We start from the raw sequence: 21,100 nt of genomic DNA on the forward strand, positions 1-21,100 counted from the left end.
TATCACATGCACCTAAGGAAGGCTCTATCAGTTCTATCAAAATCTTCACCGTATTCAGTCTCCACTCTAAGAACTGGTGTTCCGGACCAGCAGCAGCGCTCGAAAGACTATCTGTATGTAACGTCTGACATAGACACGGAGTTCAATGCAGGTCTAGAAAACTCACAAGAAGGAGATTTGTTATTTCTGTGCGGTAGTTCAGGTGACGGTAAGTCTGAAATTCTAACCAAAGCATGCAAAGATCCAAATTTCAGCCATATAAAATTTCATCTCGATGCTACACATAGCAAAACGCAACATGGTTCAGCGATTGACTGCTTAGATAATTTATTTGATGAATACAATTCCTCCGGTTTTACACTAGCGGTAGGAATCAACATTGGGATGATGCAAAAATTCATCAAATTTGGTTCAGAGAAACACCAGAACATTAAAGATCACCTGGAAAAGTTTCTACAAAACAGACACATCAAGGGATTTAAGACGGGAAAGGCTTCATTTTATGATTTTGAAAGTTATCCAAGGGTAAGTTTTGAAAATGAAGAGATATCTTCAGCATTTATCAAAAAATTCTTAGATAAACTAACGGCCCCAGAAAACGGCAACCCTTTCTGGGAAGCTTACATAAAAGATGAATCTCTAGGCCATTCACATGCTCAAAACTTCAAACTGCTAAGCGACGATAGAATTAAAAAGGGCATAGTGAATCTGGTCGGTTCAATCAGGCTATACGATGAGCAATTCCTGGTCCCACGAACTTTTGTTGATTTTATCTACAAACTAATTACGACAGATAATAGTGACGGTCTAATTGGAAATTTATTTTCCAATCTCGACAATGATATTTCATTGAAAATTTGTTCCCATGACCCAATCAAGAAAAGAAGCAGATATCTAGATGATTTTTTATTATCCAAAGCTACAAAATCATTAAATCAAGAAACTATTGATTGTTCATATTACCTAAATACTATTTCCGGGATAAATCTTTCTAACTACGGCCTAATAAGGCTAGCGAGCATAGTTTCAGATTCCATAGCAGAAAAATTTCCTGCAAGCTTACTATCCAGGATTCACTGTAATTCTATTCAAAGCAAGTATTTATCGCTTCATAGAATTTTCAAACTAGACTTAATCAGTGAAAGTAATGAAGACATATTATCGGAAATAATAGACGATAGTTTTTTGCCTTCTGTAATAAAATATATCAATCGATCTGCACCGATTGATCTCAACGGCTACATTATATGCAGGGATCTTGATGGCTTTTTCGTCTGTAACAAGCTAGAAATTTACTTGGATATTGAAGAAATTGAAAATTCAAAATCCGTAAACCCTGAGTTTCTTACTTTACCGTTCATAATAAATGATAAAAACACGATTTCTCTAGATTTAGATATAAATTTACTTTCGCTAGTTGAAAGAATAAAAAGTGGTTTTCTTCCAAATAGAAATCTCCTTAACTCATATGCAAAACTAGATGAATTCATCCGTGACATTATATTAGCGTCCTCCAAGTCAGAAGAGGTCAAAGTATATAAGAAAGATGAATTAGACATTTTTTATGCTGAAGCAAGAAAAGGAAATCGAGGATATACTCTAAAAGGAGCTTGCAGTGTTAAATAACATACAAAGTTCTATAGAACTCTTTAAAAACAAGAAAAGTTATAGCAACAATGCCTCTAGGTATTTACCAATAGGCCCGGACGTCCCTAAAGATCAAAATTTAAACTGGCCTTTGGTGTATAAAAGTATCTATGAAAAAGTTCTTGGTTTAGAGCTGGCAATAGAAACTACTGACCAGTTGTTTGAGTCTATTCTTGACGATATGTCATCGCAGCGTAAGACTCGAGAACTTAAGAATCTAGTAGATGAAGTGTATCTTAACGAGGCCTCTTTATCGCTATTTTCTCCTTACCTTCAGCTAATTTGCAATGATAAACCTAAAGCTAGAACCAAAACCGCAATTTCAATATTTGGTTCGATGTTGTCCGGTATGGAGCCTGCCAGCATAGATTTTTCAGGCGTTAACTTTGTAGAAGAACTTATTAACAACTGTATAAAGAATCGCTGCAATGAAAACTCAGGCCAGATTACAGATCACTCTTATCTACCATTTATGGCTGACTTGTTTAAAAATGATATAAAGCTGCTATCCTCAAATGCAAATTGGTTATCAGAAGATTTCTCCCACTTTATTGAACTTTACACATTCTTATATCTAACCCAGCTATCTGTACACCTAGGTTCTATAAATTCAAGGTTTACACAGCCTCAGAGCCGAGAAGTTTTCTTTATCCTTGAGACAGAGAAAGCGAGTAAAGAAAGGCATGAGTGTAATATTAAAGGTTATAAAAGCATATTAGCTAACCATAACGGTCTAGGGTTAGACGTATTTTCACATTTGGGGTATTTAGAATTACTTTCTGAGTTGCCGATCTGGCAGTTAACAAACTCCAACATCCCATCTCAATACATCGATAATATCAATGAGCTGAATGAGCTCATTTGTTCTAAGTTCGAAATTGATTTCAATGGACGGCGAGCTAGCATAGAAGAATCCATCAATGATGGTCTCTATTATCATAAACAGCTGTTCAAGAAATCCAGTAAAACATCAACCAGATCTGATGCAAATGACAAAATAGTCACCACATTCAAAGATGTCTTTGCAAAGAATTTCAAGTCAGATAGAAAGTCTGCTGGGGGCTGGTACTTTCAATTAAGTACAAAAACTGCATTGCTAATAACCAACCTCATAATCGGGAAAGAAAAAAAATTACTGATTGACGATGTAATTGAGGGCTTTAGAAAAAGAGGGATTTATTTTGATTTAAAAACAAAAAGATCTCTTCTTAAAATCTACGAAAATATTGGAAACATTGAAAAGCTAAGCGATAGCGGAGATGCAGTTTATGTCAAAAGTACCATTTGAACAGTTCCTAGTATCTCTGTTATGTGAATATATTGATACCAACACGGAAAACGAGAATAAGTTTCATTATGTCTGTTCTAATCCTGAGCAGTCGAAGAGGCTGTATAACGCCTTCAACGCTTACAATGATGGTTTTAAAGAGCTACGCATCGATGATGTCCCTGTTCAATATGTAGAGACTGATAATAAATTCAAATTATTGGTAATGCTCCACCTAAATGGTGAAGAGGCTAGAGACACATACAATGAAGACTTCATTGCCAATGTTAGAGATGCCCTTAATGATATTGAACGTGCTGTATTATTCGTTATACACAACAGCTCCTTAGATACTATTCTCACTAGTTGCCAAAGTTTAAGCTCTCCTGGACAAGTATATACTCCTGAATATGTACATAATCAGTTAACTCCTTACACAAAGGAGCACCCTTACCCCACCCTGATAGAAGTGTTAAGTGATAAGCAGCTTGTTGACGTATTGGCACAAAATTTAAGTGTATTTGGCTGCTCTTCTTTATATGAATCTATCATAGAAAAAACCGTCGATTTTCAGAGACAGGGGCTATTCCAAGACAAAAGATTGTTTGATGTAGAAAGTAAAAGAGAAATTCTTGGCGATGTAAAACCAAACTCCACACTATATGCTCAAATCAGCAGCCATGTATCTAAATTCTCAGATAATGAGCCAGAACTTGTCGAGCGGCTTGAAACTCTCGGCCTTGGTGAAAAATTCATTCGTGACAACTTTACAGGAAAGAACCAAGACACATGGAAGTCTCTTGACTATAGCTCTGTAGAGCAAGAACTACTCAAAAACAAAGACCGAAAAATTGACTTGAGCTCCATAGAGGTAAATGGGAACAACCACACCACATACAAACGTGAAGGGAGCTCAGGAGCCAAGTACAAGAAAATTTCTGTTCTCATCGAGGAAGAACCTGGCTTATTAGACCTCAAAATACGACTCAACAAAGGGGACCCTCTCTTAAGATCAGATCAAGTAAAAATTGTTGGTGATTATCAGGAACACCACACAGGGCTTAGAGTTAGTAATCACGAGCACCAGAGCATCATTGCCACTCAAATTAATTTTGACGGTTCCCCAAAGACGTTTCAAATTAAGTTAAACCGACCAAGTAGTTCTGAAAACTTCCAGTTTAACTTTCTCTTGATCAACAATTCCTCATTTAACCTACATAGAGTTTTTGAAAAACTCAGTATTGAGTTTAAACGTAACAGAGGACTCGTCTTAATTGAAAATGTTACGGCCCCAATACAGCTTCGCCCTGAAATTAGCTCCGAGTGCCTAGTTGAGCACACGACAACTAGTGTAAAACTGACTGAATTTGGATCCATCAACTTTGGCCCGTATCTCGAGAAAGAAATTTCGTCAGAAATCACTCTTGAACATCATGGAAACAATTTACCTGTCCGTGTCACAGGCAAAGTCTCTTTAGATGCTGTAAAACTGCCTGGTGTCTTGGATACCAATAGGGCAAAGCAAATCCAAACTATTGAAGGGAATGCTAAGTACAACAGCGACACACAGCGGGTTATCGTCGCAGGCAAGGAAAAGGAGTTATCTGTCAATGCCAAGGGAATCTGTCGAATTGAGCATCTACTGCTTGATCAAGAATACCTTTACTATGACGAATCAACAGGGTCAGGGCTATCCATAGAATCAATATCAACTGATTTCCCTTCAGTTGCCCTTGCTTATAGAAATCTTTATGAATGGCTTAAAAATAACGAAACAATACTATCACTTACAAGCTGGCCTATAGAACTTCAAAGAATTGTCAGCTCTCTACTTGATCTTATTCGTGAAGAATTGGGAATAATTCCTGAAGGATCACTTAACGCTAGATATAGAAATTTACTTAAATTCGGCGTTTTTCATGGAAGCTTTGAGAAAGAACAGCATCCCACAGACTGGTTAACACCATACCATCCTCTTTGCCTAGCATATGCATATCAGCTAGTTTTAAAATCAAATGATGGTGGAATAGCAGAACTACCAGCAACTACTTTAGATAAGCTGACACCATCGGGCCTGCTGCCTATCATTTATGATCCAATTTATGATTACGCCTTTACCACCCCTCATTCTCAAAACAAGCTGTGGTTAAAGATCACTCCTCAGAAGAAAAGTAATATCAGCTTCGTAAGTAAACTAGTCCATGAAAAAATCAACGATTTTACAAGTTGTTTCGAAATGTTGTTCCGGGACAACTACGATTCTCCTCTGATTATAAACTCGATACACAATCAGACAAACCAATTCATCTTTAAGGGCATCGTTGACTACTACAGGAAGCAGAAACAAAAAGCGAAGCATATACACGTAAATTTATATGATGACAGCTTATACGAAACTTATTTTGACTTTTTTGCTGAGGCAAGTGATCTAGATAGACAAAGAGATTTAGTTCGAAATTCAGAAAAGGAAAAGTCGGACGTTACAGATGAGCTTTTGGCAATTCTTCGTGAGAAGTTAACCTATAGCAAATCAACTGGATCTTCAAAGCTAAAGTATTCCCATATTGCTTTCTTTAAGAATAATGAAAAGGTTGAAATCAAGGAAAAACAAGTTAGGAATGCCAAGTCAGGTATTTCATGTCAGGGACTAATCTCCGGTGAAGCATCTTATCTCGAAAACAACAACTACTACACAGGTTTCGGCTTAAATGGCATAGAAGATAGCAATCACCTGGTTGCTATCGCTGAGAAATACAATTCACTTCTCAAACCTATGAAGGACCCATCCTCATCTTACATTGAAGGTGTAGTACCTGTATTAGCCGTAAAGGACAGCTTCAAAGACCAACTGACAGCGTCTTATGACACTAGTATATGGACTTGTGTTATTGATCCAAAAGTAACTTTAGATTTCTTCGACGATAAAAACACAGTTTTAGTGCACTACTCCGATCAATACACAAACTCCGTGGCATATGATGCAATCACTGTATCTTCAAGGATTTCACTTTATAAAGGGCTCTTAAATGATAGCACTAATGAGTTAATAAGCTCATTCAACGCAATCAGTGGTCAGTGGCTCCTAGATATAATTAAGGCTGCTGGCAAACCTCAGTCAAAGTTCAACGAGAAACAGTTAAAAGAAAAAGAAGGTATAGTCGCTGCCTATAAATTCTTAGCCAGCTTTTTCTTACACAGTGACATCACTTGGGTTCCATTATCTATTGCGGAGTTAATACGAGTTACCGGTAATGTTGGCTTAAAAATTAAAGAGTCTGATTTCTCGGTTCGCCTACAGAATAAAAAGTCTGGTGTGATGAGTGATGACCTACTGTTTGTGGGATTAAAAGGTCAAGCAATCTACTTATTGCCCCTTGAAGTGAAAACCAGAGAGAAAGGCAACGACTTTACAAAAGCTATTAAGCAGGCCTACGAACTATCTAATCACATGGTCAAGCTGTTAGCCGCTGATACTTTCAAAGGTCAAGTTTATAGATCTCTGTTCATTCAACACGTTATGTCGCAGATTGAGCGTTTCAAATTATATAAAATATTCCCTAGTGACTATTTTAAGGAAATTTCAGAAAACAGAGAGTTATATCAACAAGGCACCTATGATATCCACTCAATCGATAATTATGTATCTGCTATTGTTATTGCCTTTAACAACAGCAAGGAAACCTCGCGCCTCACGGTCGACATCGATGCCGCAACAAATGTTTTAACCCTAGAAATTCCTTTTGGTCTAATGAAAGCCCTGCAGACACAGGACCTTGAAACGCTTTCAAGTAAGCTAACCAATACGACTGAGAGGCCAGAACTAGCACCTTACATACTAACCCAGACAAAAAGCACTGCATCGGTACTTGAAGATAAACCGAGCTCTTCATTAGAAAGTGAAAAAGCTAATGACCTTGCTTCCGAAGCAACAAGTCCTATTAAAGTAAATACGGCCCTTAACGAAGAGACTCCCCCAATAGCTGAACAAGATGTCGTCCCACCCCAAGAACCAACAGAACCAACAGAACCAACAGAACCAACAGAACCAACAGAACCAACAGAACCAACAGAACCAACAGAACCAACAGATGATGGGGCAACTCTATTTGACTACCCAGAGGAATTCGCCGATTTCATCTACTTACTTACCGCCAAGCTTAACCACCCTGTTTCTCCGGATGATTTACTAGCTTTAACCGAACGCGATATTAAAGGTCTGATTGGAGATGACGAGCTTGCTTTACTCAGTTTCTATAGGTTAAAAGATTGGCTGACAAACTCTGGAAATCATAGTGTTCACGAGCATCCAAGCATGCCTAACAGTGAAGATGAGAACACCGTTTTCCTGAAAGATCTATATTTACCTCAAGAGTTCGTAGCTCTATCCAATGTGATACTCAGGTCATATGAAGAAGATATAACTGTTGCGGAAGTAATTACTCTCCGCGAACCAGAGCTTTTGAAAATCAATGGCTTTGGCCGAGGGAAACTTGAACAATTTGATAAACTCAGGGAACTACTAGAATCTGAAAACCTACCGACTATGGGCTCATCAGGCCAAGCACTCCCAAACAAACCTCAGGATAAAGGTGAGCATGTAGTTTTTCTGAAAGACATAAATATCTCACAAGAATTCAAAGCCCTAACTAACGTAATTTTCAGATCATTTGGTGAAGAAGTAACAGTTGCTCATATCATATCTCTACATGGACATGAGCTTTTGAAATTGAATGGCTTTGGGCGCAGTAAGCTAGAAAAATTTGAGAAGTTAAGGGAGCTACTAAATAGCGGAAAATTCTCAATCTCGAGCGCCGCAAAAGCTAAGTATCTTATAGAAGATTTTGATATTTCTTTACCTGATCTAGAACTCGAGTTGAGCGACAGCTTAGATGCATATTTAGCCGATGCTAAAGAACGGGAAAAGGAAGTCTTTACTCGAAGACTTGGCATAGGTTGTGAAAACTGTACCTTGGAAGGTATTGCACAAGATTATGACATTACTAGAGAACGAATCAGGCAGATTGAGAAAAAGGCAAAACAAAACTTTTTATCAAACTTAACAGTTTCTCAAAACGTCATTAAAGCAGTCACTCAGGCAAACCTCAGTGAACTTAGAGAACCGTTATTCGCTCACCTACGGAAAAGGTTTTTTGCGGATAAGCAATTTTATATGTTCCTTGAGCTATGCTGTGGCCTTGAAGAGAATGAAATCCGCAGTATCACCACTCCCAACTTATCAAAGGACGTTTTCCACGAATTCTGGGTACTTCACAAGTCCCCTGCTCTACTGGAAGATCTCACTTGGTTTTTACATGAAAATTTGAATATCGAACTTGCTGTTGCTGAAAATCAGGTGCTCTGCTGGAAAGAAGAAGGTGTCCTAAGTATAGACAACGATTTAGTTCACCCACTTAAGCTACCTAAGGTTGAAACAATCGCCAACACTCTGCTTGAATTTCCCTTAGGAGAAACTTGGTCAAATATTCAGAATAGGGCTATAGAAAAGGCAATTTGTACCGCTGAAATAACAACTCTTCGACTAGAACCATCCATCATGATGGCCTGCGATAGGGAACATATTTACCAAAATGGCAGGGGGTCATATCGCCACTTGAGTTACTTAAATCTACACGGCGATGATATTCAGCATGTATTAGAAGTCGTTAAAGGCAAGCTTCAGGAATATGCCTATGAAAATAGGGATTCTGTAAACTTGTCTGTGGATATATACGATCAACATAAATTTTCACTGGACTACTTTGAAGTACGATATGTTGTAAGGACCTATGGAGAAACTAGAGGGATTTTCTTTAGCGGAAAATCTAATGCCGACACGGTGAGTTTGAATAGGAATTTTAACCTTGCATCACAAAAATCGGTCCTTGCTGAGTTATTCAAAGAATCACTACAACCTCTGAATAAACATACTGTCGCAGATAAAATCAGAAGTGGAACACTTGGTCATGCAGCTTTCTATCTAGATACTCTGCTCACAGAAGAAACTATAGTCCGAGTTGATGAAACACATTACGCACATATAGATAATGCATTTTCAGGTCTTGATATAGTTGCAATATTGGACCATGCGAAAGCTTTCATTGACAATGAGCATAGGATCATAGAAGGAGAAAGCCTGCAAACATACTTAAATCGACAACTATCATTAGAGTTGAATAAGTATTTATACCTTTCCCTTCTGAAAATTCATGGGCATGACGCAGGATTAAATCTGTACTTCGTCCAAAATTTAGTATCTAAAGAGCCAATCAATGTCGCAGGTTTAGCTGAGATTTGTCGTCAAGCCCTTGATGAAACCACTAATAATTCCGATGCACTAGAGCTAGTAAAAACTCTAGTTTGCGCCCACACTCACGTTATTAAACGCTGCTTCCATCAAAATTTAGTCAGAGAGCATATCAACAAAGAGCCTTCTTCAGACGATAAAATAATGCATGAGGTGTCGATTAGGCCTGAAACTCCAGAGCCAGAGCCAGAGCCAGAGCCAGAGCCAGAGCCAGAGCCAGAGCCAGAGCCAGAGCCAGAGCCAGAGCCAGAGCCAGAGCCAGAGCCAGAGCCAGAGCCAGAGCCAGAGCCAGACACAAGTGAACTCTCTCAAGACTTTGATATCAACAATTCAAGGGTTCTTCTGGGAAAAGCGCTTGATACATTTCAAGACATCTACTGGGAATATGGAAATACACAACTAGCCAATAGACATCTGATAGTTTTTGGTAGATCTGGCCAAGGCAAAACCTATTGTATTCAAGGGCTGCTAATGGAGATGTCAAAAGCTCACTGTAATTCACTTGTTATTGATTATACAAATGGCTTCTTACCTAACCATTTGGAAAGTGAGTTTAACGCAGAGGTTGATCCACAATCACATTTCTTAGCTCAAAAGCCGCTAGGGATATCGCCTTTCAGAAAACAAAAGCAAGATTTTGGCGGCGTGATCCTTGAAGAACAAAATCATATTGTTGCAGCGCGAATTGCTTCTGTTTTCAATCAAGTTTATTCGTCCATTGGAGAACAACAATTAGCAACCCTAATGAATACCATTGAAGAAGGGGTGAGTGCGCATGGAGCTAATTATGATTTTTCATGTATGTTAGATGATTTACGTGAAGATGGTAAAACAGGGGAAGCCTTGGCCAATAAGCTATCTCCAATGGTCAAGTCGAAGCTCTTCGACAATTCCAATTCTCAAGGCTGGAAACGCATTTTCAATGATGCAGAATCAAAGGTAAATATCGTCCAGCTTGCTTCCCTTTCGAGGGATATAATGCAGCTTGCGACTGAGTTTACGTTATGGGATCTCTATGCATATGCTTGCAGTTACGGTCAAAAAAATAAGCCTTTACCAATTGTTCTAGATGAAGTTCAAAATCTTGACCATCGCTTAGAAAGCCCTTTAGGTAAAATGCTTACAGAGGGGCGGAAATATGGCATTTCCCTCATTCTGGCAACACAAACCTTGAGCATGTTAGCAAAAGAAGAACAAGACAGGCTGTTTCAGGCCTCACATAAGTTATTCTTTGCACCCGCAGAGACTGAAATACAAAGCTATGCGAAGTTACTTGAACAAGCAGTTCCTGGCTCAAATAGAAAAGCTTGGTTAGAAGAGTTAGCCAAGCTTCAAAAAGGTGAGTGTATCTCAGTCGGGTTACATAAAAACCATTCAGGCCATCTAGTTCAAAGTGCTAAAACACTTAGAGTAGCAGCTCTAGCTGACCGGAATTAGTTTGGAATAAATAACTGACTAGTGATTCTGAAAAATATTTTTGAGAATCTATTGCTGCATAGCCATGCATCTCCCTCAATACCTCGAATGAGCAAGAGAAACAGAGGCTTATGCAGCACATTCGATAGCTGGATAAGCTTAAAATATTGTAGTTCGATGGAGAAAATAAGGTTTCATTATGTATTGGAAAATCTTAATAAAGGAGCTCTGGGATGTCCCTTTTTTAATCATAAAAGACCCAAAATTTGTTCTATTCGCATTCGTTATCTTGTCGATTGGGGGCAGCGGTATTTGGGCCCCATGGCTATTTAATATAGATTTGTCCGGAGTTTGCTACCTCGATGTCGGAAAGGACGAAGGCATTATTTCCGCACGCAATGCCATTTGTGATTTCACAAGTAGAAAAGATGTGTCACTGTTCCAGAATTTTCCTGTTTTCATGTTCAACCTTGGTTTGCTGGGGACTTTGGCAGCCCAATATTACATAACCGAGAAGAATCATCAGGAGGAAGCTGATGACTATGAGCTAGTCAAAAGGGAACTTTTTAAAGTGTCCGGACTAGTGACCTGGTTTATAGCATTAGTCTTATCATTTTTAGCGCTTAAAGATCCATCCGGTTTCTCTTATGGTGTTTTAATTTCTTTTTGGTTGACCATTTCCATATGGGCCACTATGAACTATTCAAAACCTGATTTCGGCCTAACTGGCTTTTCTTCAATTTTAGGAGGCGACAACGTGAAAGCTGAAAATATTGAAGGGGCCGGTATAAATCTCACCGATAAGGCTCAGGAAGAAGATACAATCGGTGGAAAGGGACTAGAATGATGAGCGATAAAATAGTTTTATACGCCCTCGAGGTGGTTCAAGAATTCCAGAAGTTTTATTCAGTTAAAATTAAAGCCAGTTTACTTCGAGAGCTATGCTATACAAAACACGCTGAAAAGACGGATGGAAATCTAGACGGAATTCAAAGGACATTTAACAAACAACGTCTAGTTGATATAGGGAAGTTCATAGACAGTAAAGATGCTGCTTTTCCGAATCCGATTATCGTGTCTGCAAACTATGACAGCAAAGATCGTATGGCTGACGAGGATAAGAAATGGAGAGTTGAAGCTGTTGAGCCTAAGCAAGGCCTCTACAAACTAATAATACCTACTCGAGAAGAGCTATGTTCAATAATTGATGGGCAACATCGGCTATTCGCCTTCGACTATGCTAAAACAGAGAACCAAAATATGGATCTAATGTGCTCTGTATATTTAGACATGCCGCCTGCATACCAAGCATTTATGTTCTCTACAATTAATCTTAATCAGACCAAGGTTAACAAAAGCTTAGCTTATCATCTTTTCGGTTATAGGCTGGACACTGACAACCAAAAAATGTGGGTGCCTGATACATTAGCTATATATATTGCTAGGCTATTAGACAAAGAGTTCCTCCCCTTAAAAGGCCGAATAATTTACAGAACAAAGCAAGAAAAGATGACCAAAGACTGGAGCCTATCAACAGCGGTAATTGTGGAAGGTGTAATTTCACTTATATCAAAAAACCCGAGAAATGACCGCTACACGATAAATAGTAGAGATGCCGATGGGTTAAGGGGTAGAACAGTTCTAAACGATGACCCATCTCTTCCTCTACGCAGCCACTATATACAGGGAAATGACAAAGCCATTCTTCAAGTCATCCAAGGCTATTTTCTTGCAGTTGAAGCCCTTTTCTGGAAAGAGGATCAGATATCTGCAGGCACTATAATGAATAAAACTGTTGGGGTTTTAGCATTATTTGAATATTTAAAAGAGGCGCTATGCAGAAACGGAGTCAGCCAGAAAACCGTAGATAGCTTTACGCCCCTTTTTGAAAAAGTGTCAGAAATTGATTTCACAAACACTGACTTCTTCACTCCTAATAGCAAAGGAAAAGGTAGAATAAGAAATGTATTAAGTATCGTTTCAGGGTTTAAGAGTATCTCTGATATTACAAACGATAAAGATGAAATTGAACGATACAAATCTATACTAGGAGAGGCCTCCTAAATACCTTTTTCCTCTTATACAAAAGCCGAAAAGTCATGTAGAGATCGGTGATTCCGAAGTGCTGAAATCCCGTCCTCTACATGTGAGGCCCAAGCTTGTTCCAACTCTTTGGAGCTTAGCTCCGGATAGTGTTTTCTTAGCAAGGTTTCTATTACCAACTCCAACTCCCCTAGCCACGTAACCTTATCCAAATTTAAACTCCCATCTAGATTTACAGGCTCACCTGTAAATCTAAACCCACTTTCCATCGACCGTAGGAATGCAACACGGGCGGAAACATTAGGATTTATCCCTGTGTAGTTTTTCAAACGCTTTAGCTGCTCTTCCGTCTGCTTTTTGAGGTGCATTCTATTAGGCAGCATTACACAGCCTCCTTCTGTTCTTCACTCCAGAAATATCCTTCTTTTAAGCTAGAAGACTTAGTTCGTTCATTAAAAATGATTTCGTAAGCATGAGAGATATCTTCTTCTAGATATTCAGAGAAATAGTGATTATCTATCTCGGTATCTGTAGAAAGGATAACTACTTGATGGCTCGCAAAAGGAAAGTAGTACTTAACAAGTTTATCCCTATGGTGCGAATCTAAACGCCCAAGAGGAGTATCGATGATGATTGGCAGCTTACGCCCCGATGTCCTGCCTAGCGCCTCAAGTATTGAGATTGCGTAGATCTGCTTTTCTCCCGCAGATAACTCTTTTCGATTAATGGCGTTATCATGCTCATCCACTAACTCGACATCAAAAGTATTTGGATTGATTCTCGCACGAATTTGTAGGTCCTCTTTACGAGCAAGCTGGCAATAAGACTTAATAAACTCCGATTCAAGTTTCTTCACTCTTGAGAGAGTGAGTAATTCACTAAAGCGATCCAGTAATAGAAGTGACTGCTGAGCATTACTAACGGCTTCAGATGCGTTCACTAGTGAGCGGTGCTTATCATGAAGCTTCTGTTCTTTTCTAGCCAGCTCAATAGCCTTGCGAAAGGCTCCCTTTGCCTTTTCTAAACTCTGAAGGTATTCAGTTTTTAGCTGGAATCGCTTTCCATCCAGTTCGCGTATTTTGTCAAATACACTCTGTAGCTGTTCTTTCTCCGGTGCTCGCTCAATATTTTTCGATGCATTATCAATCTCATATTCAACCTGCGTCAATCGTTCTCTCGCAACTTCAAATCTAGGTAATGAGTTTAGTTCTGCATCCCGAGCTTGCTGCTCTAGGCCTCGATATTCTCTATCAGAGAGATCCAATGCAACATTATCTTTAGGTACCTCTCTCATATGACTATCAAAACACTGACTGACTAACTCCATAGCAGGCTGCATTTCTCTACCTAATGAGTTTAAAGACACCTTTAGTTGCTCAAATAGCCCTTCGACCTCTTTCCCAAAGCTCTGTTTCTGTTTAACTTGAACCTCTGCCTCTAAATCAGAAAGCAATTCCTTCAATGCATTAGGAGCAAGCGCCAATGGAAGTACCCCTTCAAATTCCGTTCGGATCTCTTTTTCGAGCTTCTGTTTCTCTTCTAGAAGCTCATCAACTCTATGCTGTTCACTTTCCCTAGTCTTGGCCCAGGCACCACCATCAGCATTAAGAGTATCTTCCAACTCTGTTATTTCTTTATCAGTTAGATCTATTTTTGCTGCTTTTAGATCAGCTTCAAACCGAGCACGCTCTGCTATTTTTTCGAGCTCTTTGCGTTCGTCTTCAAGTACCTTAAGCTCCTGATTTATTTTCGCTGGCATGGTTTCAGCACCATGTCGCTTAAGATATATAGCTAGGTCACTTTTCAGTCGAGCAATTAGATCAATACCAAGGAGACGGCGAACCGCTGTTTGCAGGATTGAGCCTGAATCGTCTTCAGCTAAATCCGCTATTTTTTCACCATCAAAGAAAAACAGGTCAGCAATTCCTGCGGGAATCAGCTCATTTAAGAAACCCTGACACTGCTCATAGTTAAGCTCACTTCGAGAGGTACCATCTTGACTTAAGCTAAGGCGATCTTTCTGGCCTTTTTTCCATGAACGAATAAGGCTGTATTCGCTTTCCTGGCCATCTTGAGTAAATGTAAAAATCAGCTCAATACTTGCTTGATCTGGCTGACCGCCTTGGCCATCTCCCTTATGAATCAATGCAGTGAGTTGGTCTATATATTCACTCTGGCTCAACGCACGAGAAAAAGCCTGACGCCCATAGAGAACAGTGCGAACAGCAGACAGAATTGATGTTTTTCCTGCGCCGTTAAGACCACCAAATAGAATGATTGGCTTTGCATTATCAAAACGATCATGGGTTGGCTCAAGGTTTACTTCGTGGACTCCACGAAACACACGGAAGTTATGCAGTACTAATTTCTTTATAATCATACTAATTCATCCTGCTTCTCTTTCTGCAGGAGCGCATCAATTTTGCTGATCTCGACTTCGTACTCAGAAATTTCTTGCTGATGTAGATCATACTCATGCTTAGCTTGTAGATGAGATTTTCTTGCTTCAATCTCTTCTAAGGAGCCCCAATCTTGCTTTAGTAACGTGCCAATTTTATTGAATACACCACTTCGACGACTAAGCCCTTCCATGGAAAGTTCCAGCTCTATTAACTTCTTAATCATCTCAGGCGCTATATCAAACTCATCACCTAATTGTTCAAGTAATTTAGAGTCATCAGCATCAAATTTTGGCCTATCATTGTGACTCCAGCTCAGACGTCTACCGTAAACACGCCGATAAATTGCAGGTAACGAGTCTTCCCAATCTGGTTCGTTTGGATCGTTAAACCACTCCTGCCTAATTTCGTGCAACTCTGGTTCAGTGATGAGCGTTATCTCATGGCCCTTTTCATTTAGCTGCTTTTCAATAGTTAAAAGCTCTTCGAGCCACTTCTTTCGATACTTTAACCAGTATGGTCCCGGAATATGCTTTCTCTCAGTTTCTAAAGCTTCACCTTCTTTGGCATTCTGATAGATCACTCTCCCGTCTCTTCTCTTAAAGTTCCGGAATGTTGACTTCTTTTCAGGGTCCCCAGTGGAAGCAAGAAAGTCTCGATATTGCAGAAGGGGAAGCATCCATTCTTCGCCGTTTTCAATAAGACCTTCCATCGCTTTGTCTTTAGTAACTACTGTACATGTCCAGCAACCAAATCGTGAATTACCACAAGAAGGTGTACTGTCATCTATAACGAGAGGGCATTCTCCTTGATTAGATGAATGCATGTACAACGTCCACAACGGAAGGTTACTGGTACCCCAAGGACTTTCCCATTCATCTACAAAATCAGAGTATTTGTATGCTCCGCGCAATAATGCCCAAACATCATTCACCCCCCAGGTATCTATGGGTGTGTATATAAAAGCATTTGCTAGTGTTGTATGACGAGCTAGCCTCGATCCATCCATTTTATGCTTAGCAATTACTTGAGCTCGAGATGCACTTTCAGCACTACGAGACCCCAACACAAGAATCACTTCGTCGAATTGAGCTACCTTTTGCTGAATAAATAGACTAACAGGGTCGATCTTGATTCGCTCAGTGCACCAGCGAAACTGACGTGTCGGGGCTGGATACCCCTTCCCCAAAAGACTCACCCAAAAGGTATCTTTAGTTTCAGGAGTCACCAAGTGGGTTGTAATTGGAAGCTCATCCCGACGAGCTCCATCTGCAATTTGCTTTAACGTACCCGTGATCATATCTACCACCACAGGTGTCTCTACAAGCGTATCGGAGGAAACAACAAAAACCTGCTTTTTACGCTCTTCTGGCTTCAAGCCAAGTAGAGCCAGGTACACCAGAGTCATTATTACAGTAGAATCTTTTCCTCCACTGAAACCAATGACCCAAGGCCGGCTATCGGAACAATAGATTCGCTGAACCTCTGCAACATACTCAGCAAGAGGCTTACCCGCAAAAAGCTCTTTATTGATAAACTCTTCGTAGTCATCTAAATCATAGTTATTAACTAAATTACTCATTGCTCTAATTGCCCTTCCAACGCATTTTCCTCTGGCGTTAGCTTGAGGCCCAGCTCCAATTTAAGAGCATTACAAGTAAGCTGAATACTAGTATTCGACTTACTTAACTTGCCATGTTGCATGCTACGTTCGATCCACACTGGATTGGCCTTTCGCCAATCAATTTCGTTCAACTTTTCTAATTTCTTCTGCCATTCATCTGGTGATTCACACAACAGATCTTTACCTAACATACCCAATGCATGTAATCCGACCCCATGAGCATGTATGTACTCTTGACGAAGCTGAGCAGGTGTTACCTGTTTGCTGATTGCTTGCTGCCAGTCAGGCATGTTAGTGAAAACCGCTACCCAATATTGAGTAGCAACTTCTTTATCTCTATCGCTATAGCCTTCTTTAATTCCTTTACTTAACAGGGCCCTTGTAGCCTGTTTAATACTGGATAAGGTGAATAGTTTGTTACTCATCACAGAGATACTTGATTTCTCCATCTCTGTCATACCCTTAAATGGAGCAATCTCAGTCGCAAGATACCTTGCTAAGTGTGATGCTGGATCTCGGTGATCATATAGGGTTCCTAATGAAGGGCTCGGTTTCACTGCATATTTATTTAGGTCAGCGAACATCTGTTGGCTACGGATAAGCCCTTCATCGACAAAGAACAATACTGGGATGTTGTCATGACCAAGTTCAGGACGTTCTTTTACAGCCTCTTCAATTGCTTTACGCCTGTGCTGGCCATCATTGATCAGGATCTGGGCATCCATAGGAACTTTAAGTGTCCCCATGTTGCTTGCCCCCTCAAATTCTTCAAAGTGCACCTCACTACCAACAGAGGCTGTCAGTGCTGAGAAAACATAGTCGTCTGGGTTTTCAAGCAGATAGCGGACCATTTCGGGAATACGGGACTTATTTAAGGTTCTCTGCGCTCGTAATTCAGGAGGAACTTCCTCTTCATCATAGACAAAGATTCTCGGGATAATTCGCATAGGACAAGTAGCTATGAAGAAAGTATTTCCGGCTTGCAATCCTCTCACCGCCGGGAAAGCGTAGCAGTAGCTAGAGTTATCTGTGTTGCTCATTCCGTTTCTCACTATGACGTAATACATAATATTTTACGTCATTAGATAACGTCAGGCACCATTATTTCCGTGTTTTATAGAATAAAACCGGTACCCCCTGATCTCCTTCCCCTGATCACTCAAAATCTTTATTAATTCATTTTTTGGAGGCCCGATCATCCCTTGAATAGAAGGAATAAGAGCTTGGAGGCGTTTATCAAAGGAAGCCTGCTTCTCATAATCATCAAAACCGTCATCAATCAGCTTTGACTTCAAGTAGAGAGGTGGAGGAATGTAAGAATCTACATAATCGAAAAAATCCACATCCTGATCTCGCATTTTAATTTTAATGCGCTCCATAAGAAGAGGTAGCGGGGAACCATCAAAGCCTTCATAGACCATCAAGCTAACTTTGCCAGAATGGATATGGATCTTAACCAAATCAACTTCATCAAGATCACCATATAATTGAGCTGCACAGCCAACATAAAGACGCAAAGGCAAGGGTAATAAATCAAGGTACCTGATGTGCAGGATAAGAGATTCACCATCCAACAAACATGCAGGAAGCAATTTCGATGCTTCTATGCTCGTACTTTCGATAAGCTCTACATCCGAGACAGAAAATAGCGCTTCCTGGGCAATAAACTGTGCTTCACGAAAAGCTCCAAAGAATGCTTTCACATCTCTCTTAATTGTTGCGGTCAACTGTGAATACGCTTTACGCCCCTGAAACATAGCTAACGCAAAGTATAGAATTAAGTCTTCTTTTCGATACTCCACCGCCAAGTCAAACTCTGCTCTAAGTTGAGTATCTTTTATCAAGTGGTTAAATAACCGTTTTCCAGACCCAAAAAGCGTATTCACTTGAGATAAGCAAGAATATTCATCTATTGCAGGCAGCCTCCCTAGCAATAGGCAAACGGCCCAGAAATCCGCACAGAGCTCTTTATTGTCATCAATAAGGAGCTGTATCTTCGAGCTTTTTTGCCTTGGCCGTTCAGACAACTGTCTCCAATGGTGGTGTCTGCGCTGCCGGTTACTTAGAAACTCTTGCTCTTCAAATTTATCCTTGAATACATAGAAAACCCCAGGCCCTACTGCGACTGCACTTTCATCTAGAGTTTGTTCAATAAAAACCTGGAGTTCCGCTTGCGAATAATACTTTTGAAACGTGTTTCTGGAAGTAATGACTCCATCTTTATATGGTTTAAACTTTTGTATGTGACTTTCTGAAGCAAGCATAGCTGAGACAACTAAAAGGCTATCAGCTAGTTCATATGCTCGAATTAGGGCTTCAATGCGCTCATCTTTATCTTCTACCACGTTAATAACGAAGCCTAGGTTTACTATTTGAGCGGGCAATATATCCGCATCTGGTCGATGAGCTGGATCCCAACCAGCAGCATCAACCCCATGCGCCTCAAGTTCACGCAAATCATCCCCAAGCCCGCACCCATAATCGAAAACACTATACTCCCCTGATAAATAGCCATGCTTAGCTAAGGTCTTCATTGGGGTGGATAGGCTCTGCCTTTGAATGGCAGTTTTATAGCGATCTACACTCTCATCATTTGAGCCGTCTATGGCCGCAGCAGCACGGAACAACCGCCCATCAACTAAGGAGTATCCGTTTTGCTCAATTAACCTTAGCCACGAGTCTAGAAAACCTATTCTTCTAGGGTTCTCATATAATCCCGCGAGCTCTCCTTCTTGAGTTATATGCGAAAAGGCTTCGAATTCTGGGTGGCTCGAATGAACAAATAGTTCCTTACGATGAAGGATGGGTGGATTTTCAGCTCCACTATAATCCATCTCTTTTTTAGTTTTAGTTTGTAAATCGACAGTGGAACTCTTGTGTAGAGATGGATATGAATCTTCAACAAACCTGGGGTATGTGAGATAGGAAATACGAAAACTCTTACGGTAGAATTTTACAACATTCCACTCGGGGTCAACTTTACCGGCTGAAGCAATTAGGAACGTAAAGTCTTTTAGCTCTTGTCCGATGAACTCTAATGCAGACCGATGAAGATAGATGGTATCGGGCAGTTTCTTCCCCGTCTTAAGTTCACTAACCAGCTCTTGGAAGCGTACGCTATCCATTCTCAATCCACATATTCAATAAAACGTTCTTTATTAATCGTTTTCGGTATTAACCTTCCGCTGGAGTAACTCATTACAGATACTTTCCCACTTAGATCAGGTCCATAGCTGACATGAATTGGTCTATCCTTCCCATAAAAATAGAGCCTATCAAACTCACAATTATCAATAATCCAAGAAGCCACCTTTACTGAGCTAACGCCATGCACGATAAAATCACATGCAAGACCATCTCTTTTGCAAATTCGCGTCCCTCGACTATTCAATTCATATGAAGAATGCTGATCGAGAGAAGGAGAGATTCGTGCCACTCTTCTTTTACGGATCTCAGATATCAATTCCCAACTTACAAAGCCATAGGTCAACGAGATAGGTCCAAATTGCTCATAAACGTTATCTAGTATGTTAATAGCAAGGAGACTAATAGCTTCAATAGAGGATTCAGATTCAGGAATATTTGATAGATTACTCTCACGCTGCGACTCTCCACAGCAGATCAGATTCTCATATGTAAAATACTTACTACATTTTTCCTTTAGTCCAACCATATTACATCCCGGTCTCTATACGGAGAATTCATCGCGTTAATACTTACTAACGAGGTTTTCTGATAGGGCATAGAAAATGCCTTGAAGGATGCTTTGAAATTTATGAAACGTATTACTTAGTTCGCAGGTTCAAATGACACCTTTAGCTCGAATCCGCACGCTTTGGCATATTTCTTCAGAGTATCAACTTTGGGAGCCACACCACCACGCTCCAGTCTACTGATATTACTTTTTTTAGTATGCATCTTATCTGCAACCTGCTCTTGGGTAAGGCCCGCAGCTTTACGCATATTCAAAAGCTGATTGATGAGTACAAACTCACCTTCCAGCTCATCATACTCACGGCGCACTTCCTCATTCTGCAGAGCACGCTCTTTTAAATTTTGAAGGCTCATTTCATCACCTCTTTCATTCTATTCCGCGCTAGCTTCAATTCAGACTTAGGCGTTTTCTGAGATTTCTTAACAAAGGCATGCAACACAATAATATTGGGCCCATCCATATGGCAGAACAAACCCCGACCAATGCCCTCTTTTGCCTTTCCGCGAATTTCAAACAATCCATCACCCATAGACTCAGTGTGTGGAGATCCCAAGTTTGCACCATGTTCTTCAATCATCTCTAAAAGCCTTAGCATTCGAGCCTGAATCTTCGGTGGCATTTCTAAAATGGACTCATCGACACCATCATAGAATTCAATATTCCACTTATTCACTGCACCCTCTTA

13 protein-coding genes are annotated in these 21,100 nt (G+C 40.0%); 5 read left to right on the forward strand and 8 right to left on the reverse strand.

The window, feature by feature from the left end; genetic code table 11:
- Positions 1-6: 6 nt before the first annotated feature.
- From dptF to ACMXYN_RS15090, 5 genes are all read left to right on the forward strand, one after another.
- Entirely contained in the window at positions 7-1,626 is a 1,620-nt protein-coding gene (dptF, locus tag ACMXYN_RS15070) for a DNA phosphorothioation-dependent restriction protein DptF (RefSeq protein ID WP_415892543.1), read from the forward strand.
- Complete coding sequence (gene dptG / locus ACMXYN_RS15075; protein ID WP_415892544.1) at positions 1,616-2,935, forward strand: DNA phosphorothioation-dependent restriction protein DptG; 1,320 nt, start codon at positions 1,616-1,618, stop codon at positions 2,933-2,935. The genes dptF and dptG overlap by 11 nt, the downstream gene beginning before the upstream one ends.
- Positions 2,916-10,655: a DNA phosphorothioation-dependent restriction protein DptH gene (dptH, locus tag ACMXYN_RS15080; RefSeq protein WP_415892545.1), complete on the forward strand. Its 7,740-nt coding sequence runs from the start codon at positions 2,916-2,918 to the stop codon at positions 10,653-10,655. The genes dptG and dptH overlap by 20 nt, the downstream gene beginning before the upstream one ends.
- Before the next feature lie 178 nt (positions 10,656-10,833).
- Entirely contained in the window at positions 10,834-11,481 is a 648-nt protein-coding gene (locus tag ACMXYN_RS15085) for a hypothetical protein (RefSeq protein WP_415892546.1), read from the forward strand.
- Positions 11,478-12,698 (forward strand): DGQHR domain-containing protein, encoded by a 1,221-nt coding sequence (locus ACMXYN_RS15090; RefSeq protein WP_415892547.1) that lies wholly within the window; start codon positions 11,478-11,480, stop codon positions 12,696-12,698. Before ACMXYN_RS15085 ends, ACMXYN_RS15090 begins: the two co-directional genes overlap by 4 nt.
- A gap of 14 nt (positions 12,699-12,712) precedes the next feature.
- Here ACMXYN_RS15090 and dndE read toward each other — a convergent pair whose 3' ends face one another.
- From dndE to ACMXYN_RS15130, 8 genes are all read right to left on the reverse strand, one after another.
- On the reverse strand, positions 12,713-13,060 hold the full coding sequence (gene dndE / locus ACMXYN_RS15095; protein ID WP_415892548.1) for a DNA sulfur modification protein DndE: 348 nt from the start codon (positions 13,058-13,060) through the stop codon (positions 12,713-12,715).
- Positions 13,060-15,057, reverse strand: a complete 1,998-nt coding sequence (gene dndD, locus ACMXYN_RS15100) for a DNA sulfur modification protein DndD (protein WP_415892549.1) — start codon at positions 15,055-15,057, stop codon at positions 13,060-13,062. The genes dndE and dndD overlap by 1 nt, the downstream gene beginning before the upstream one ends.
- Positions 15,054-16,658, reverse strand: a complete 1,605-nt coding sequence (gene dndC, locus ACMXYN_RS15105; RefSeq protein ID WP_415892550.1) for a DNA phosphorothioation system sulfurtransferase DndC — start codon at positions 16,656-16,658, stop codon at positions 15,054-15,056. The genes dndD and dndC overlap by 4 nt, the downstream gene beginning before the upstream one ends.
- Positions 16,655-17,740: a DNA sulfur modification protein DndB gene (dndB, locus tag ACMXYN_RS15110; protein ID WP_415892551.1), complete on the reverse strand. Its 1,086-nt coding sequence runs from the start codon at positions 17,738-17,740 to the stop codon at positions 16,655-16,657. The genes dndC and dndB overlap by 4 nt, the downstream gene beginning before the upstream one ends.
- Before the next feature lie 51 nt (positions 17,741-17,791).
- The gene (locus ACMXYN_RS15115; RefSeq protein ID WP_415892552.1) at positions 17,792-19,825 is read right to left on the reverse strand and encodes a DNA phosphorothioation-associated putative methyltransferase; all 2,034 of its coding nucleotides are present in this window, start codon (positions 19,823-19,825) and stop codon (positions 17,792-17,794) included.
- Positions 19,826-19,827: 2 nt separating this feature from the next.
- Positions 19,828-20,373: a hypothetical protein gene (locus tag ACMXYN_RS15120; RefSeq protein WP_415892553.1), complete on the reverse strand. Its 546-nt coding sequence runs from the start codon at positions 20,371-20,373 to the stop codon at positions 19,828-19,830.
- 116 nt (positions 20,374-20,489) lie between these two features.
- On the reverse strand, positions 20,490-20,768 hold the full coding sequence (locus ACMXYN_RS15125) for a helix-turn-helix domain-containing protein (RefSeq protein WP_415892554.1): 279 nt from the start codon (positions 20,766-20,768) through the stop codon (positions 20,490-20,492).
- Positions 20,765-21,088, reverse strand: coding sequence for a type II toxin-antitoxin system RelE/ParE family toxin (locus ACMXYN_RS15130; RefSeq protein WP_415892555.1), 324 nt, complete (start codon positions 21,086-21,088; stop codon positions 20,765-20,767). The genes ACMXYN_RS15125 and ACMXYN_RS15130 overlap by 4 nt, the downstream gene beginning before the upstream one ends.
- Positions 21,089-21,100 lie beyond the last annotated feature (12 nt).

The organism is Neptuniibacter sp. PT8_73 (genome assembly GCF_047778045.1).
Taxonomy (GTDB): Bacteria; Pseudomonadota; Gammaproteobacteria; order Pseudomonadales; family Balneatricaceae; genus Neptuniibacter.

Excerpts from the sequence above, each read along its gene's own strand:
- ACMXYN_RS15125 (WP_415892554.1), bottom strand. The coding sequence starts at position 20,768 with ATGAGCCTTCAAAATTTAAAAGAGCGTGCTCTGCAGAATGAGGAAGTG.
- ACMXYN_RS15120 (WP_415892553.1), bottom strand. The coding sequence starts at position 20,373 with ATGGTTGGACTAAAGGAAAAATGTAGTAAGTATTTTACATATGAGAAT.
- dndE (WP_415892548.1), bottom strand. The coding sequence starts at position 13,060 with ATGCTGCCTAATAGAATGCACCTCAAAAAGCAGACGGAAGAGCAGCTA.
- dndB (WP_415892551.1), bottom strand. The coding sequence starts at position 17,740 with ATGAGCAACACAGATAACTCTAGCTACTGCTACGCTTTCCCGGCGGTG.
- dptH (WP_415892545.1), top strand. The coding sequence starts at position 2,916 with ATGTCAAAAGTACCATTTGAACAGTTCCTAGTATCTCTGTTATGTGAA.
- ACMXYN_RS15090 (WP_415892547.1), top strand. The coding sequence starts at position 11,478 with ATGATGAGCGATAAAATAGTTTTATACGCCCTCGAGGTGGTTCAAGAA.
- ACMXYN_RS15085 (WP_415892546.1), top strand. The coding sequence starts at position 10,834 with ATGTATTGGAAAATCTTAATAAAGGAGCTCTGGGATGTCCCTTTTTTA.
- dndC (WP_415892550.1), bottom strand. The coding sequence starts at position 16,658 with ATGAGTAATTTAGTTAATAACTATGATTTAGATGACTACGAAGAGTTT.
- dptF (WP_415892543.1), top strand. The coding sequence starts at position 7 with ATGCACCTAAGGAAGGCTCTATCAGTTCTATCAAAATCTTCACCGTAT.
- dndD (WP_415892549.1), bottom strand. The coding sequence starts at position 15,057 with ATGATTATAAAGAAATTAGTACTGCATAACTTCCGTGTGTTTCGTGGA.
- ACMXYN_RS15115 (WP_415892552.1), bottom strand. The coding sequence starts at position 19,825 with ATGGATAGCGTACGCTTCCAAGAGCTGGTTAGTGAACTTAAGACGGGG.